The sequence below is a fragment of the Corynebacterium sp. ACRQP genome, from assembly GCF_022345915.1.
Taxonomy (GTDB): domain Bacteria; phylum Actinomycetota; class Actinomycetes; order Mycobacteriales; family Mycobacteriaceae; genus Corynebacterium; species Corynebacterium lehmanniae.
The window spans coordinates 1-13,030 of sequence record NZ_JAKRMZ010000008.1 but is presented as its reverse complement, the minus strand read 5'-3'; the positions used below and the strand labels follow the sequence as shown (position 1 = coordinate 13,030).

The 13,030-nt window shown below is 67.3% G+C and carries 13 protein-coding genes and 1 rRNA gene; all 14 read right to left on the bottom strand.

Going from position 1 to position 13,030, the window contains the following annotated elements:
- Nucleotides 1-20: 20 nt before the first annotated feature.
- A complete protein-coding gene (locus MHY23_RS04495) occupies nt 21-842 on the bottom strand; it encodes a segregation/condensation protein A (RefSeq protein WP_239306573.1) in 822 nt (273 codons plus the stop codon).
- The gene (locus tag MHY23_RS04490) at nt 842-1,711 is read right to left on the bottom strand and encodes a ParA family protein (protein ID WP_181888381.1); all 870 of its coding nucleotides are present in this window, start codon (nt 1,709-1,711) and stop codon (nt 842-844) included. The genes MHY23_RS04495 and MHY23_RS04490 overlap by 1 nt, the downstream gene beginning before the upstream one ends.
- A 61-nt stretch (nt 1,712-1,772) precedes the next feature.
- The gene (locus tag MHY23_RS04485) at nt 1,773-2,876 is read right to left on the bottom strand and encodes a hypothetical protein (RefSeq protein WP_239306572.1); all 1,104 of its coding nucleotides are present in this window, start codon (nt 2,874-2,876) and stop codon (nt 1,773-1,775) included.
- A gap of 45 nt (nt 2,877-2,921) precedes the next feature.
- The gene (gene xerD, locus MHY23_RS04480) at nt 2,922-3,842 is read right to left on the bottom strand and encodes a site-specific tyrosine recombinase XerD (protein ID WP_181888379.1); all 921 of its coding nucleotides are present in this window, start codon (nt 3,840-3,842) and stop codon (nt 2,922-2,924) included.
- A 3-nt stretch (nt 3,843-3,845) separates the two neighbouring features.
- Complete coding sequence (locus MHY23_RS04475) at nt 3,846-4,493, bottom strand: NUDIX hydrolase (RefSeq protein ID WP_239306571.1); 648 nt, start codon at nt 4,491-4,493, stop codon at nt 3,846-3,848.
- A 19-nt stretch (nt 4,494-4,512) separates the two neighbouring features.
- Nucleotides 4,513-5,361 (bottom strand): copper transporter, encoded by an 849-nt coding sequence (locus tag MHY23_RS04470; RefSeq protein ID WP_239306570.1) that lies wholly within the window; start codon nt 5,359-5,361, stop codon nt 4,513-4,515.
- Between the two features lie 14 nt (nt 5,362-5,375).
- On the bottom strand, nt 5,376-6,608 hold the full coding sequence (steA, locus tag MHY23_RS04465) for a putative cytokinetic ring protein SteA (protein ID WP_181888376.1): 1,233 nt from the start codon (nt 6,606-6,608) through the stop codon (nt 5,376-5,378).
- 52 nt (nt 6,609-6,660) lie between these two features.
- Nucleotides 6,661-8,388, bottom strand: coding sequence for a DNA repair protein RecN (recN, locus tag MHY23_RS04460; RefSeq protein ID WP_239306569.1), 1,728 nt, complete (start codon nt 8,386-8,388; stop codon nt 6,661-6,663).
- Between the two features lie 21 nt (nt 8,389-8,409).
- Nucleotides 8,410-9,330 (bottom strand): NAD kinase, encoded by a 921-nt coding sequence (locus tag MHY23_RS04455; RefSeq protein ID WP_181888374.1) that lies wholly within the window; start codon nt 9,328-9,330, stop codon nt 8,410-8,412.
- Nucleotides 9,331-10,155 carry a TlyA family RNA methyltransferase gene (locus tag MHY23_RS04450; RefSeq protein WP_239306568.1) on the bottom strand — a complete coding sequence of 275 codons (825 nt, stop codon included), beginning with the start codon at nt 10,153-10,155 and terminating at the stop codon, nt 9,331-9,333.
- 21 nt (nt 10,156-10,176) lie between these two features.
- Nucleotides 10,177-10,347 carry a hypothetical protein gene (locus MHY23_RS04445; protein WP_239306567.1) on the bottom strand — a complete coding sequence of 57 codons (171 nt, stop codon included), beginning with the start codon at nt 10,345-10,347 and terminating at the stop codon, nt 10,177-10,179.
- A gap of 5 nt (nt 10,348-10,352) precedes the next feature.
- Nucleotides 10,353-11,336, bottom strand: a complete 984-nt coding sequence (locus tag MHY23_RS04440) for an HAD-IIA family hydrolase (protein ID WP_239306566.1) — start codon at nt 11,334-11,336, stop codon at nt 10,353-10,355.
- 4 nt (nt 11,337-11,340) lie between these two features.
- On the bottom strand, nt 11,341-12,258 hold the full coding sequence (locus MHY23_RS04435) for a hypothetical protein (protein ID WP_370645814.1): 918 nt from the start codon (nt 12,256-12,258) through the stop codon (nt 11,341-11,343).
- Between the two features lie 664 nt (nt 12,259-12,922).
- Nucleotides 12,923-13,030: ribosomal RNA gene (rrf, locus tag MHY23_RS04430) — 5S ribosomal RNA — on the bottom strand; the annotation flags it as partial.

Here is a 13,030-nt window from a genome sequence, read left to right as displayed (position 1 = left end):
GCCGTCTCCCCGCTGTGTGCCTACGTCCAGTTCGAGGCCGCGACCACGGCCGGGTCCACGTCAAGCCCGGTCCAGGACACGTCCAGGCGCCCGAGCGCTTCGGGTTGCTCCGCTTCCACGGCTTTGGCTTTGTACAGCTCCAACAGCGCCAGGAAGCGGCCCACCACCTCCATGGAGCGGGTGCAGTCCCGTGTAAGCGCCGCGAACGTGAGCCACGAGCCGCTGCCGGCGAGTTTCAGCGTCTCCAAGATCTTGCCGGCCTGCTCCGGCACGGACACCGCCTGCGCGTGCAGGTGGTCGGTGCGCACCTCCTCCGGAGGGCGGGGGCGAAACACGCTGGCCGCCAGCTCGGCAAAACTTGCCGGGGTGTGCCCCAGGTCCACCGGGGGCAGCAGGTCCACAAACCGCGGTTCCATAGACACCGCTCGCGGGTAGCGCCGCAGCGCGTGTTTCTGCCATTCCGCGAACTGGTCGGCCACACGTTGGTAGGCGCGGTATTGCAGCAGGCGTGCGAACAGCAGGTCGCGCGCTTCCAGCAGCTCCAAATCTTCAATGTTTTCGCCGTCGTTGCCCGGCAACAGTCGCGCAGTCTTCAAGTCCAGCAGCGTCGCCGCCACCACGAGGAACTCGGTGACCTCGTCGAGCGCCTCGGTCTCACCGAGCGCACGGGTGTAGGCGATGAACTCGTCGGTCACCTCGGCCAGCGCCACCTCTGTCACGTCCAGTTTCTTCGACTGGATCAGTGTGAGCAGCAGGTCGAACGGCCCCTCGAAGTTCTGCAGAGCCAGGGTGAACCCGGTGATCTCCGGCTGGGGGTACTGCTCGGTCGCGGCCGCTGCCACTAGCTGGTGCGCTCCAGCACCTCGAGCGCCAGGTTGCGGTACTGGTCCGCGCCTTGAGAGTTCGGCGCCCAAGTGATGATTGGCTCACCGGCCACAGATGTCTCCGGGAAGCGGACCGTGCGGGTGATCACGGTGTCGAAGACACGCTCGCCGAAGACCTCCACCACCCTGTCCATCACTTCGCGGGCGTGGGTGGTGCGGCGGTCGAACATGGTCACCAGGATGCCCACGATGTCCAGGTCGAAGTTGATGCGGTCGCGCACCTTCTCCACCGTGTCCGTCAGCAGCGCCAGGCCGCGCAGGGAGAAGTACTCGCACTCCATCGGGATGATCACGCCGTGCGAGCACGCCAGCGCGTTGACGGTGAGCAGGCCGAGGGAGGGCCCGCAGTCGAGGATGATGAAGTCGTACTCGTTGCGCACCGGGCGCAGCGCGCGCGCCAGGGTGTGCTCGCGGCCGACCTCATTGACCAGCTGGATCTCCGCCGCCGACAGGTCGATGTTTGCGGGGACCACGTCCAAGCCGGAGACATTGGTCGTGTTGATCGCGGCGTGGATGCTGGCGGTGTTGTCGAACAGCAGGTCGTAAACCGTGACCTGGTCCTCCTCGTAGGACACGCCCAGGCCAGCGGAAAGCGCGCCCTGCGGGTCTAGGTCCACCAGCAGGACCTTGCGGCCCTGCTCGGCCAGGCACGCGCCGAGGTTGATCGTGGAGGTAGTTTTGCCCACCCCGCCCTTCTGGTTGACCATGGAGATCACCGTTGCGGGACCGTGCTTGTCCAGCTCCTTCGGCTTGGCGAACTCGCGCCACGGCCGCCCGGTCAGAAACGTCTTCTGGTCCGCAGCGTCAAACAGCGCCTCGTCCGCCATGGCCGGTCCTTCCCTCAATCACGTCCAAACCCTTGACTTCCGTCATCTTACAACGTTGTCATTACGCCCGCCCGCGCCTCCGGCGAAGGAACACAATCAACAGCGCGATCGCGGCCAGCAACGCAGCTCCAGCGATTGCGAGGGGCACTACATCGCTTATCGACGACCCTTCGTCAACGCCTCGTCCTTGACCATCCTGGTTCGCGTAGTTGCCGTACTGGTTGTCGTCGTTGCTGTCGTCGGCTTTTTCGACCGGCACGTTGGTGGAGGTGATCACCGCGACGAAATCCGCCTTGCCGTCGCGCACGACTTCCATGATGAACGGGTTGTCCGGTGTTTCGCCTTCCGGGTAGGTCAGGGTGATCGTGCGGCTGGTTTTGTCCACCTTGCGCTCGACGCCTTCGATCACCTGTCCGTTGACGTCCAAGTAGCGCAGGGTCGCGCCCTCGGTGTCGTAGCTGGCGTACTTCATCAGGTCCTTGACGCGGCTCAGCGGCACCTTCACCACGATTTTGTTGTCCTGGATCTCACCGTCGAAGTACAGCTTCGTCGCGGCGGCATCGTCGGCGGGCTCCGCCTTGGATCGCGACGGGTGCGCCGCTGCCGGGGCGCTGCCAGCCTCGCCACCCTGGTTGCCGGAGCCTTCCCCGGCGCCGCCACCGGAGCTACCAGCTGCACCTTCACCTTCGGGGGTGTCCGAGCCGCCGGCAGCGGCACCGCCTACTCCCCCGCCGGAGCCGCCGGACTGACTACCTTGACCAGACTGACCGGACTCGCCAGAGTCCCCGCCGACATCCGCGGAGCCGTCGCCGACGGCGACCAGGTTCACCGTCGCCGAGTAGCCGCCAGCGCTTGCCGGCACGGCGGCGGTCGCACCGGGCTGGTTCGGCGCGCTCACGGTCACGGACGTGCCGGACGACGTCACCGTCCACCCGCCCGAGGAATAGTTCACGTCCACTGGAACGCCCACGTCCACGGTCGTGCTTTCACCGGCTGGCACGGAGATTTCGCCGGGGATCATGGACTGTATCTCCTCCGGGCTCATGCCGCCCGGAAGCTGCGCATTCGCCACCGGAGCGAGCGGAGCCGCGAGAAGCAGCGCGGCGGGCACGGCGAGCAGCGCAGCGCGGCGCGTGCTGTGCGTTTTCGAGGATGCGGGTCGCATGGTTAGTTCTCCCGTTAATTGCGTACGTCAATCAAGCAGCCGAGTCTACGCACGCGGGTGCGTGCTGCGCCAAACTTCACGCAGGTTATCGGCTGTGATGTGCGTGTAAATCTGCGTGGTGGTCACTGAGGCGTGCCCGAGGAGTTCCTGAACGCTGCGCACGTCCGCCCCGCCCTCCAGCAGGTGCGTGGCAAAGGAGTGGCGCAGCGTGTGCGGCGAGATGTCCTTCTCAATGCCCGCCCGTGCCGCCGCTGCCTTGATCGCATTCCACGCGCTTTGGCGGGACAACGCCCCGCCTCGCTTGTTCAACAGCAGCGCGTGCGAGGTCCCGTTGGCAAACGCCGGCCGGCCGCGCACCAAATACGCCTCCAGCGCCTCCTGCGCCTTCGACCCCAGCGGCACCAGACGCTGCTTATTGCCCTTACCGGTTACCGCCAGCACGCCGCCGTACTCGCCGTCTAAAGCAGCATTTGCATCGTCGACGCTTAAACCCAGCACCTCGGAGACGCGGGCGCCGGTTGCGTAGAGCGTCTCCAGCAGTGCTTTGTCGCGCAGGCCGGAGGGGGTCTCGGTCGGGCAGGCGTCGAGAAGCTTTGCCACCTCCTCGATGCTCAAGGTGTCCGGGAGCCGCTCGCCGGTCTGCGGCGGGGAGACCTCTGCCGCCGCATCCGCCGGCAGCTCGCCCTCTTCCACCCCGAACTTGTGCAGGCCGCGCGCAACGGTCAGCGCCCGCCCTGCCGATGACGCGGCCAGAGGCTTCGCCCCGTCCACCCCGCGGCGCAGATCCGCCACGTAGGCCTCGATGTCGGTGGAGGTGACCTTGCGCAAATCCGTCTTGCCCGCAGCCGCCAACCACGTGGTGTAGCGGTTCACGTCGCGGGTGTAGTTGCTCAACGTGTGGGGTGAGACTCCCCTCTCAACGGCAAGATGGGTCAGCCAACGCTGCGCCAGCGCCTCCGCATCCACCTGCTAGATCCGCTTCATGTCCGGCACGACGCCCTGCTTGGCGCGACGTGCGGCCAGGGAAGTCGGGCGCAGGCGGAACGGCTCGTCGATAGGCCGGGGCGCATCACCCCGCGCAACCAGGCGCGCGGCTGCAAGGATGCCGGAGACCGCGATGGAGTTGACCACCTCGCCGCGCAACGCCATATCCGCGGCATCCTCCAGGTCCACCCACGAAAACCTCATGTCGGCCTCCTCGTTTTCGGGCTCGGGCCGCTCCACCTCGTGCAGGCCGCGGGCGATGAACACCCGCACCGCCTCCTCCGCGAAGCCCGGTGAGGTGACCAGATCCACCAGCACGCCCCACTCGTCCGCAGCTAGGCCTGCCTCCTCCTGCAGCTCGCGCTTCGCGCAGGCCAGCTCGTCTTCGGCGTGCATGTCCAACAGACCGGCGGGAAGCTCCAGCAGACGCTCGCCGACGCTGTGGCGGTACTGCTCCACCAGCGCCACACGGCCATGTTCATCCAGCGCGACCACGGCAACGGCGCCGAAGTGCTCCACAATTTCTCGCGCGGCCTCGTTGCCGCCCGGCATGACCACCTGGTCGCGGCGCACCGCGATGATCGGCGCGTCGAGGACAACTTCGGACCCAGTGACAGTGAATTCGTGGCTCATGGCAACCAGCCTACGAGCCTTAGGCCTCGCCGCCACCACTAGACACTGCAAGCACGGACTTGATGCGACCTGCCTCGTAGTCCACGCCGCCGACAGTCTTCACCCCGTCGATCGCATCCGGCTCAGTGCCCTGAGACGCAAGCGCAGTCTTGCCTTCCGCGCCGAGTGCCTTGGCAAAATCGCCCAACACCTTGGCTCCGAAGTCGGTGCCTCGCGACGGCCCGTCCACAATCACCACTGCGCCAGCGGGCACAATAGAACCGCTGAACTCGATAAATCCAGCCTGCTGCAGCGTGTCCAGCACCAAGGTGCGGTCCGCCGGCAGGGTTTTGGACTCGCCGTTGGTGCCATCGTCGAAAAGCACGGTCGCGAGAGATTCGCCTGCATGAAGCCCTGGGGAGCGTTCCTCCACCGACAGTTTCGCGCCCGAAGGCAGCGTGTTGGCGACAATGCTGGACAGCTCGTCTGCACCCGCCTGGTCGGTGAAGCGCTCCGTCAAGGTCAGCTCGCCGGAGTCGGAGGCGCCAGCGGCGTTGAGCAACCAGCGCACGGACTCCACATCCTCAGCGTCCGCCGCGGCGGTGCGCACAATGGTCACCGGCACGTCCTTCAGCGCACCGGAGACGATGGAGCCGGACTCCTGGGCCAACAAGTCGTTCGCTTCCTCCGCGCGTGCCTCCGCCTCAGTGAGTTCGGAGTCGTCCGCGTCCGGCTTGGCCGGAGCGTCGGCCTTGAATTCGGAAAAGCCGAGGTCAACCTCGCCCGGCATCGCCGGAACCAGCACGAGAGCGCCCAGCGCAATACCCAGCGCTGCGCCCCAACCCAAACCGGCCGCAATCAGCCCGGCCCTGCCTTTAGTCTTCGCCATCTGCCACTGCCCTCCTAGCTGGTCCAGCCGTCGAACCAGCCGCGCACCGTCAGCGCGATGGTGTTCCAGGTGTCTACGAGGTTGTCGGCGAAGTTGCCGTCACCGCCGAGGCCGGCGATCAGGATCACCACCGCGGCGGCAACGAGCACGCCGAGGATCGCCCACGCCCACGCCACACCCGCACCGGACTCGACGGCGTAGAGGTTGGTGATTACGGTGGAATCCACGATCTTGCGCCCCGCCTTCAGGCGCGCGAGCAGCGCCGCCGGTTCCGTTGCCGGGGTGCCCGCGGTGGTAGCCGAATCCGCGAAGATGCGGTCCAGCTCCACCGGCTGGCCGACGGTGACAATCATCTCGGCGTCATGAAATGTGGCCAGCAAGATGGCCAGGTCCGTCGGCGAATCCGTCGCCGCCGGGAAGGTCATCGCGCCCACTCCGAGATCCTGAATGCGCTCCAACCCGGGCGCGTAGCCGTCCGGCTCCGCCGGCAGGATCACCTTCGCGTCGGAGCGCAGGTTCTCCGAGGCCACGTCCTTCGGGTCCCCCACGATGACGTCCGGCGCATACCCCATAGACGCCAGCGTGTCCGCCGCGGAGCCGACACCGATGACCACCGGCGTGTACTCCTGCATGAAGTTCTTCAGCTCCTCCAGACGCTGACGCGTGTCGGCAGCAGGCGAGACCACCAGTACCTTGCGCTCGGCCATGATGTCGCCGAGTTCCGGGGCGCCCACGCCGTCGATGAGCAGTGCCGCCTCCGAGTGGATGAACTCGATGGTGTTGCCGAAGTAGGCCTCCATGTTTTCCACCAAACCGCGTTGGGCCTGGGCGAACGTGGCGTCCACTTCGGTGCGGGTCACCGGCTGTGCCTGGCCGGCAACTTTGCGTCCCACGGTGATTTGGCCGGTCGGTGAGACCACGGCCTTCTTGCCGTCGCGGATCTTTCCGCGCATGTCTGTGCCTGCCGCCTCGAACAGCGGAACGCCTGCGTCGAGAAGCAAATGCGGCCCGAACGTGGGAAGCGTGCCGGTGGAGTACGGCGCGAGGTTGACCACCGCGGCCGGGCGCCGCGCAATGATTTGCTCCGCCAAACGGCGCTGCATGTCGGGGGCGTCCACGAACACGATGTCGCCCTCGCTGAGCCTGCCAAGGCCCTTGCCCTGCGGGGTGCAGTCGCGCAAGGTGCCGCGCAGCTCGGCCGCGGGCGGTTCCTTCGTGGGGTCTTGGGTGGAGGGTGCAGCAGTCATGCGCACCATTGTGCAACGGTGACCTGCCTGAACCGGGGAGGCGCGCGGGGAGTTATCCGCGCAACTGCTCCACCTCACCCTGCGCGCGCTCGAAGAGTTCCGCGGCGTGGGCGCGGCCGGTGTCCGAATCGTCCATGCCCGCCATCATTCGGGCCAGCTCCTCGATGCGCTCCTCCGGTTGCAGCGCCGCAACACCGGAGGTCACAGCCACGTCGCCGATGTCCTTGGACACGTGCAGGTGCGTGTCGGCATACGCCGCGACCTGCGGCAGGTGCGTGACCACAATGACCTGGTTGCCGCGCGCCAACCGCGCGAGACGCCGTCCGATCTCCACCGCCGCGCGCCCGCCCACGCCTGCGTCCACTTCGTCGAACACCAGCGTCGCGCCGCTGGAGGATTCGGACAGGATCACTTCGAGCGCGAGCATCACGCGCGACAGCTCGCCGCCGGACGCGCTCGTGGCCAGCGGCTTCGGCTCAAGCGCGCTATTCGGCGCGAGCAGGATCTCCACCGTGTCGGCCCCGTCGCGGCCGTACTGCGCCTTCGCGACGTTGACCGTGAGTTGCGCCTTCGGCATCGCCAGCCCGTGCAGCTCCTCGGTCACCGCCTCGCCCAACTTGCCCGCGGCCTTCGTGCGCGCCTTCGTCAACGCGGCGGCGTGCTTTGTCATCGCCTGCTCCAGCTCGGCAACCTTCGCCTTCAGCTTTTCGACGGCACCCTCCGACGTATCGATCTTCGCCAACCGTGCCCCAGCTTTGTCGCGCCACGCCACCACCCCTGCCGCATCCGGGGCGTACTTGCGGGTCAGACCTTTGATCTCCTGCTGTCGCTGCAGGAGCCGCTCCAACTCCTCCGGGTCGGACGGCAGGCTGCCGGTGTAGCTGCCCAGCTCCGCGGAAACGTCCGAGAGCACGCCGGCGACCTCGCCCAGCCTGGCCCCCAGATCACGCAGGTCCTGGTCGCTGGCTCCCTCTAGCGCCGCCTGCGCGCGGCCGATCAGGTCGGAGGCGGGTTCCTCTTCCCCGCCGACACCGCCGACGGCGTCCGCGCCGTCGATAGCCATAAGCGCGGTCTCGGCGGCCTCGCGCAAGGCGTCCACATCCTGGAGACGGTTGATGGTGGCAACCAGCTCCTCGTCCTCGCCAGCCTGCGGGGCCACCGCATCGATCTCGTCGATGGCGAACTGGAGGCGGTCTACCTCCTGCGCCAGCTCCAGGCGCTTTTCCGTGCGCTCCTTCAAATCCTTCGCCGCCGCTCGCCACGCGGTGTACGCCTCGCGGTACGCGTCCAGTTTGGCCTGAATAGCCGGGTCGAAACGGTCAAGTGCGGCCAACTGCTGTTCCGGCGCCATCAGCCGCAACTGGTCGTTCTGGCCGTGGATGGTCAGCAGGTGGCCCGCCAGCTCGCTCAGCGTCGCCGCCGGCACCTTGCGCCCGCCCAGGTGCGCGCTGGAGCGCCCCGAGGCCTTCACCGAGCGCGAGACCAAATACTCGCCGTTTTCGTCAGCTTCTGCGCCAGCGCCCGCGGCTATCGCGCCGACGGCTTCGCGCATCTCCTCCGGCAGCTCTTCGGTGCCGAACGCGCCTTCCACCACCGCGCCGTCCGCGCCGGTGCGCACGCGTGAGGCATCCGCCCGGCCACCGGTGAGCAGGCGCAGGCCCGTGACCACCATCGTCTTACCAGCGCCCGTCTCGCCAGTGAGCACGGTCAGCCCCGGCGAAAGCTCAGCCGAGGCATGGCGGATCACACCAAGGTTGGAGATAGCAATCTCAGCGAGCAAAAACGTGCCTCCCTGTCAGATTCAAGCCCCGCGCGGGCCGCGCCACCCGGAAACCGGGAGCTGGAATTTGTCCACGAGCCTGTCCGTGAACGGCCTGTCGTCCAAGCGTACCCAGCGCACCCCGCGCTCGCCCCGCGCCACTTCCACGCGGGAACCGGCGGGCACCGTCAGGCGGCGCTGCCCGTCCATCACCGCCACGGCCTGCGTGGTCTGCTGCTCCGACTCCACCGCCACAGTCGACGTCGGCGCCACCACCAGCGGCTTGGCAAACAGCGCGTGCGCGTTATTCGGCACCACCAGGATCGCGTCGAGCTGCGGCCACATCACGGGCCCGCCCGCGGAAAACGCGTACGCTGTCGAGCCTGTCGGCGTGGAGATAAGCACACCGTCGCAGCCGAAGGAGGACACCGGCCGGAAATCCACCTCCAGCGTCGCGTCCAACACGCGGGTGCGGTCGGAGTTTTCAATGCTGCACTCGTTGAGCGCCCAGCTGCGGCCGAGCACCTCCCCGCCCTCGCCGATCACCGACACATCCAGCGTCATGCGCTCAACCACGCGGTAGGAACGGTCAATCACCTGGCCGATGACTTTTTCCAGGCTCGATGCTTCCCCTTCCGCGAGGAAGCCCACGTGACCCAGGTTGATGCCAAGGACCGGGATGTCCTGCGCCCGCGCGTAGCTCGCCGCACGTAGGAACGTCCCGTCGCCGCCGAGCACAAGCACCAACTCGCAGCCCGCGGCAGCGGAATCGTCCGCCTTCGCGCGCGTCAGCCCACACAGCACAGGGTTGGTCTCGATGACGTCCATCTGCTCCTGCTCGAGCAGACGGACCTCAATGCCCGCCTGCTGCAAAAGCTGCGCCGCCCGCGCCGCCGAATCAATGTTGGAGGCCCTGAACAGGTGCGGCACCAGCAGGATCTCGCGGCGTGTCGTCTCACCCATCTACTTCGGTCCTTCCTCGATCGCGCGGTTGACCAGCGCGGCCAGTGCGTCGTCGTCAAGCTTGTGCTTACCCCCGTCTTTGACCAGCCACAGAAAGTATTCCACGTTGCCGCTCGGACCCGGCAGCGGGGACGCCGTCGCCCCGCGCACGGACAATCCCAGCGCCTGCGCAAAACGCGCGACGTCCAGCGTGACCTCCGCGCGCAGCTCCGGCGAGCGCACCACGCCGCCGCTGCCGAGGCGGTCCTTACCTACCTCGAATTGTGGCTTGACCATGGGCAGCATGTCCGCGCCGTCGACCATGCACTCCGCAAGCGCCGGCAGCACTAGTTTCAGCGAGATAAACGACAGGTCGCCCACCATAAGATCCGCCGGCCCGCCCATCATCTCCGGAGTGAGGTTGCGGATGTTCGTGCGGTCCAGCACGCGCACACGCTCGTCGTTCTGCAGCCGCCACACCAGCTGGCCGTAACCCACGTCCACCGCGACGACCTCGCTCGCGCCGCGCGACAGCAGCACATCAGTAAACCCGCCGGTCGAGGCACCAGCGTCCAACGCCTTTCGCTTCTCGACGACCAGCCCGCCCCCGCCAAACACCTCAAGCGCGCCAAGCAGCTTGTGCGCACCACGCGACGCCCAATCGTCCACGTCGTCGGTGTTGACCTTGATCGACGCTTCCGGCTCCACCACCGTCGCCGGCTTCGTTGCCGTGAAGCCACCCACCTGGACGCGGCCTTCCTTGATCCACGACTGCGCCTGCTCGCGCGAGCGCGCAATCTTGCGGCGGACCAGCTCCGCGTCGAGCCGGGTGCGTTTCGGTGCCACGGTAGCGGCCCCCTTTCTTAACTAGCTATCGGACAGCGCCTCGTGCAGCACCGCGTGCGCCCGAGTCAGCGCGTCCACCTCTTCCGCGAGGCCGTCCGTCGGCTCCGCCAGAATCGACTCGACGCGCTCGGTGACCTCGTCGGCGCTGACCTTCGGTGCCCGCGGGTCGCGGGGAATCGGAGCGGGGCTCATCTTGGTCACCACCACTCGGCGAGTGCCGCGTCAGCGGCGTCGGACTCTTCGCGCACATCGGCCGGCGGCTCGGGCTGCCGCCACGCCACGTCGAGGGCAGTCCGAAGCGCAGCCAAGCTGGAGGCGCCGGGGTTGCCGCCGGAAAGGACGATGGCGGAGCCGTCGATACGCGCCTCGAAGCCCTCCTGCGCGCCCGGGGCGAGTGCCTCCGTCGGCTCGCTCAGTCCGCGCATGTCCGCGGCGATGTACGTCGGCCGGTGTTCGGGCGGCGCCTGCAGCAGCGCGTACGGGCCAGAAACCCCGGTCAGCACATGCAGCGCGGGCATGCCAGCGGCGACGCCACCTGCAATATCGGTGTCCAGCCTGTCGCCCACAGCGAGCGGTGTCTGCATGCCCCGCGACTTCGCCGCCTGGGTGAACATCGCCGGCTCCGGCTTGCCCGCAGCCTCAGACACGACGCCGGTCGCCGAGGTCACCGCCGCGACCATGGACCCGTTGCCAACCATCAAGCCGCGCTCCATCGGCAGCGACGTATCCAGGTTCGTGGCCAGGTACTTCGCCCCGCGCTGCAGGCTCAGCGCCGCCTCCGACAGCTCGCGCCACCCCGTGTCCGGGTTGTGGCCGTGCAGCACCACCTTGGGCGCATCATCGGCGCTGTCCACGACCCGGTAGCCGGAGTCCTGGACCAGCTGTCGCAGCGACGGCGCACCCACGACGTAGACTGCGTCCCCCTTCTCGAGGTAGCGCTCCGCCATGTTCACCGCCGCCATCGCGGACGTGAGCACGTCCTCCTCACCCACATGCAAGTCAATGGCACGGAGCATCTCCGCGACATCCTTGGCACTGCGCGAAGCGTTGTTGGTCACGTACATCGCCGGCAGCCCGGAGGCGTTAATCGCCTCAACCGCGTGCTCAATCGCCACACCGCCAGACCAGACAGTGCCGTCGAGGTCCAGCAGCAGGCCGTCATGGTTCGACGCAAGCGTCATCGCTCTAGCCCAGCTCCGCCACACGCTCGGACGCGTCGGTCATGCCGTCCACGTCAATCTTGGCGACGTGCTCAAACCACCGCTTCGCCTCCGCCTTCTCGCCGGTGGCCAAGAGCGCATCTGCGTAGGCGTAGCTCAGCCGCGCCTGTTCAAAACCCTGGGAATCCAGCGACGGGTTCAGTCGCTGCAACTGCGCCACCGCCGAGTCGTGCTGCCCAAGGTCGTGGCGCGCACCAGCCAGAACGATGGCCAGCTCAATCTGGCCCTCCTCGTCCAACTCGCGTGCCTCGGGGCTGCGACCGAGCTCCAGTGCCTTTTCCGGCCTCCCAAGACCGCGTTCCGCGTCCGCCATCACGGCAAGCAAACCGGGACCGCCGGAAATTCGGCGCGCGGCACGAAGCTCAGACAGTGCTTCCTTCCACTCGCCGGCGTGGTACGCCACCACACCGTTGGTTTCGCGCACCACGCCCACGCGTCCCGCGCGGTTCTTCGCGGCGCGGGCGTGCTGCAGCGCAAGCTGTGGGTCGTCGTACAGCAGGTCGGTCGCCATGAGCATATGCTTTGCGACGCGCTCCGCATTATCCTTCGACAGCACCTTCAAATCCTGCAGCACCGACGGGTCCAAGTCGGAGATTTCCAGGCCCTGCGGCAGATCAGGCTCCAGCTCCTTCTGCACCATGCGGTCCTCGCGGAAGCCCTCGCGGCGCGGGTTGGAACGGTCGTGGCGCACACCACCGCGACCCCGGCGACGGTCCCCGTCGCGTCCGCGGCCTTCACCACGACCGCCGCCATCTCTGCGAGACCCGCCCTGACCATCACGGTTGCGGGCATCACGGCCACCGCGCTCCCCGCGCGGCCTATCCTTGCGACCGTTATCGTCGGAAGAGCGCTCCTGCCCTCTTCCTTCGTCCACATCTGCCATTGGGGACCTCCGTTTCTAATCTCGACCATTATAGGAAAGCCAAACACTCGGGCACATCTGGCTCCAGCCACCTGCGCCTTCCGCCGCGCGCTCCCACCCTCGCTGCCCACGAAACCAGAACCTACCTGCGGTCTGCCCTGGTGAATTCCCGATTGGGGAGGATGTTACTTCGGTGGGTGTGGGCTAATGATGGCTGCAGGTGTCATTGTCGGCAATGCGGAGTCGGGCCGGGCCCAGGGTTTTTGTGTGGGTGCGTTGTTGGTCGAGTAGTGGAGGTCGAGTTCATCGGTGTACACGGGCGTACTCGACGTCCGCTACTCGACTTTCGCCCCGCAGTAGGCGTCAACGTGGCAGCGCGTGCTGCCCCCGCGACCTATTCGCCCCGCAGTAGGCGTCAACGTGGCAGCGCGTGCTGCCCCCGCGACCTATTCGGCCCCCAGTGAATGAGTCACGCCCCGCCGGTGGCTACGCCCGGTTGCCCGCAATGTGGGGTCACGCCCGGTGACGGAACTGGTGGGTGTGCACCCATTGTTGGTGTGGGTGTTGTTGTCCGCAGCGTGGAAGCACACACGCGGGCGGGTACGCCGGCCAAGTCGTGGGTATGCGAAAAGGCACCCGCCGCACAAACGGTTGTGTGGCGGGTGCAGTTTATGTGAAGTTGTTGGGTCGGCGGTAACCTACTCTCCCACTCCCTCCCGGGGGCAGTACCATCGGCGCGGGCGGGCTTAGCTTCCGGGTTCGGAATGGGACCGGGCGTTTCCCCGCCGCCATC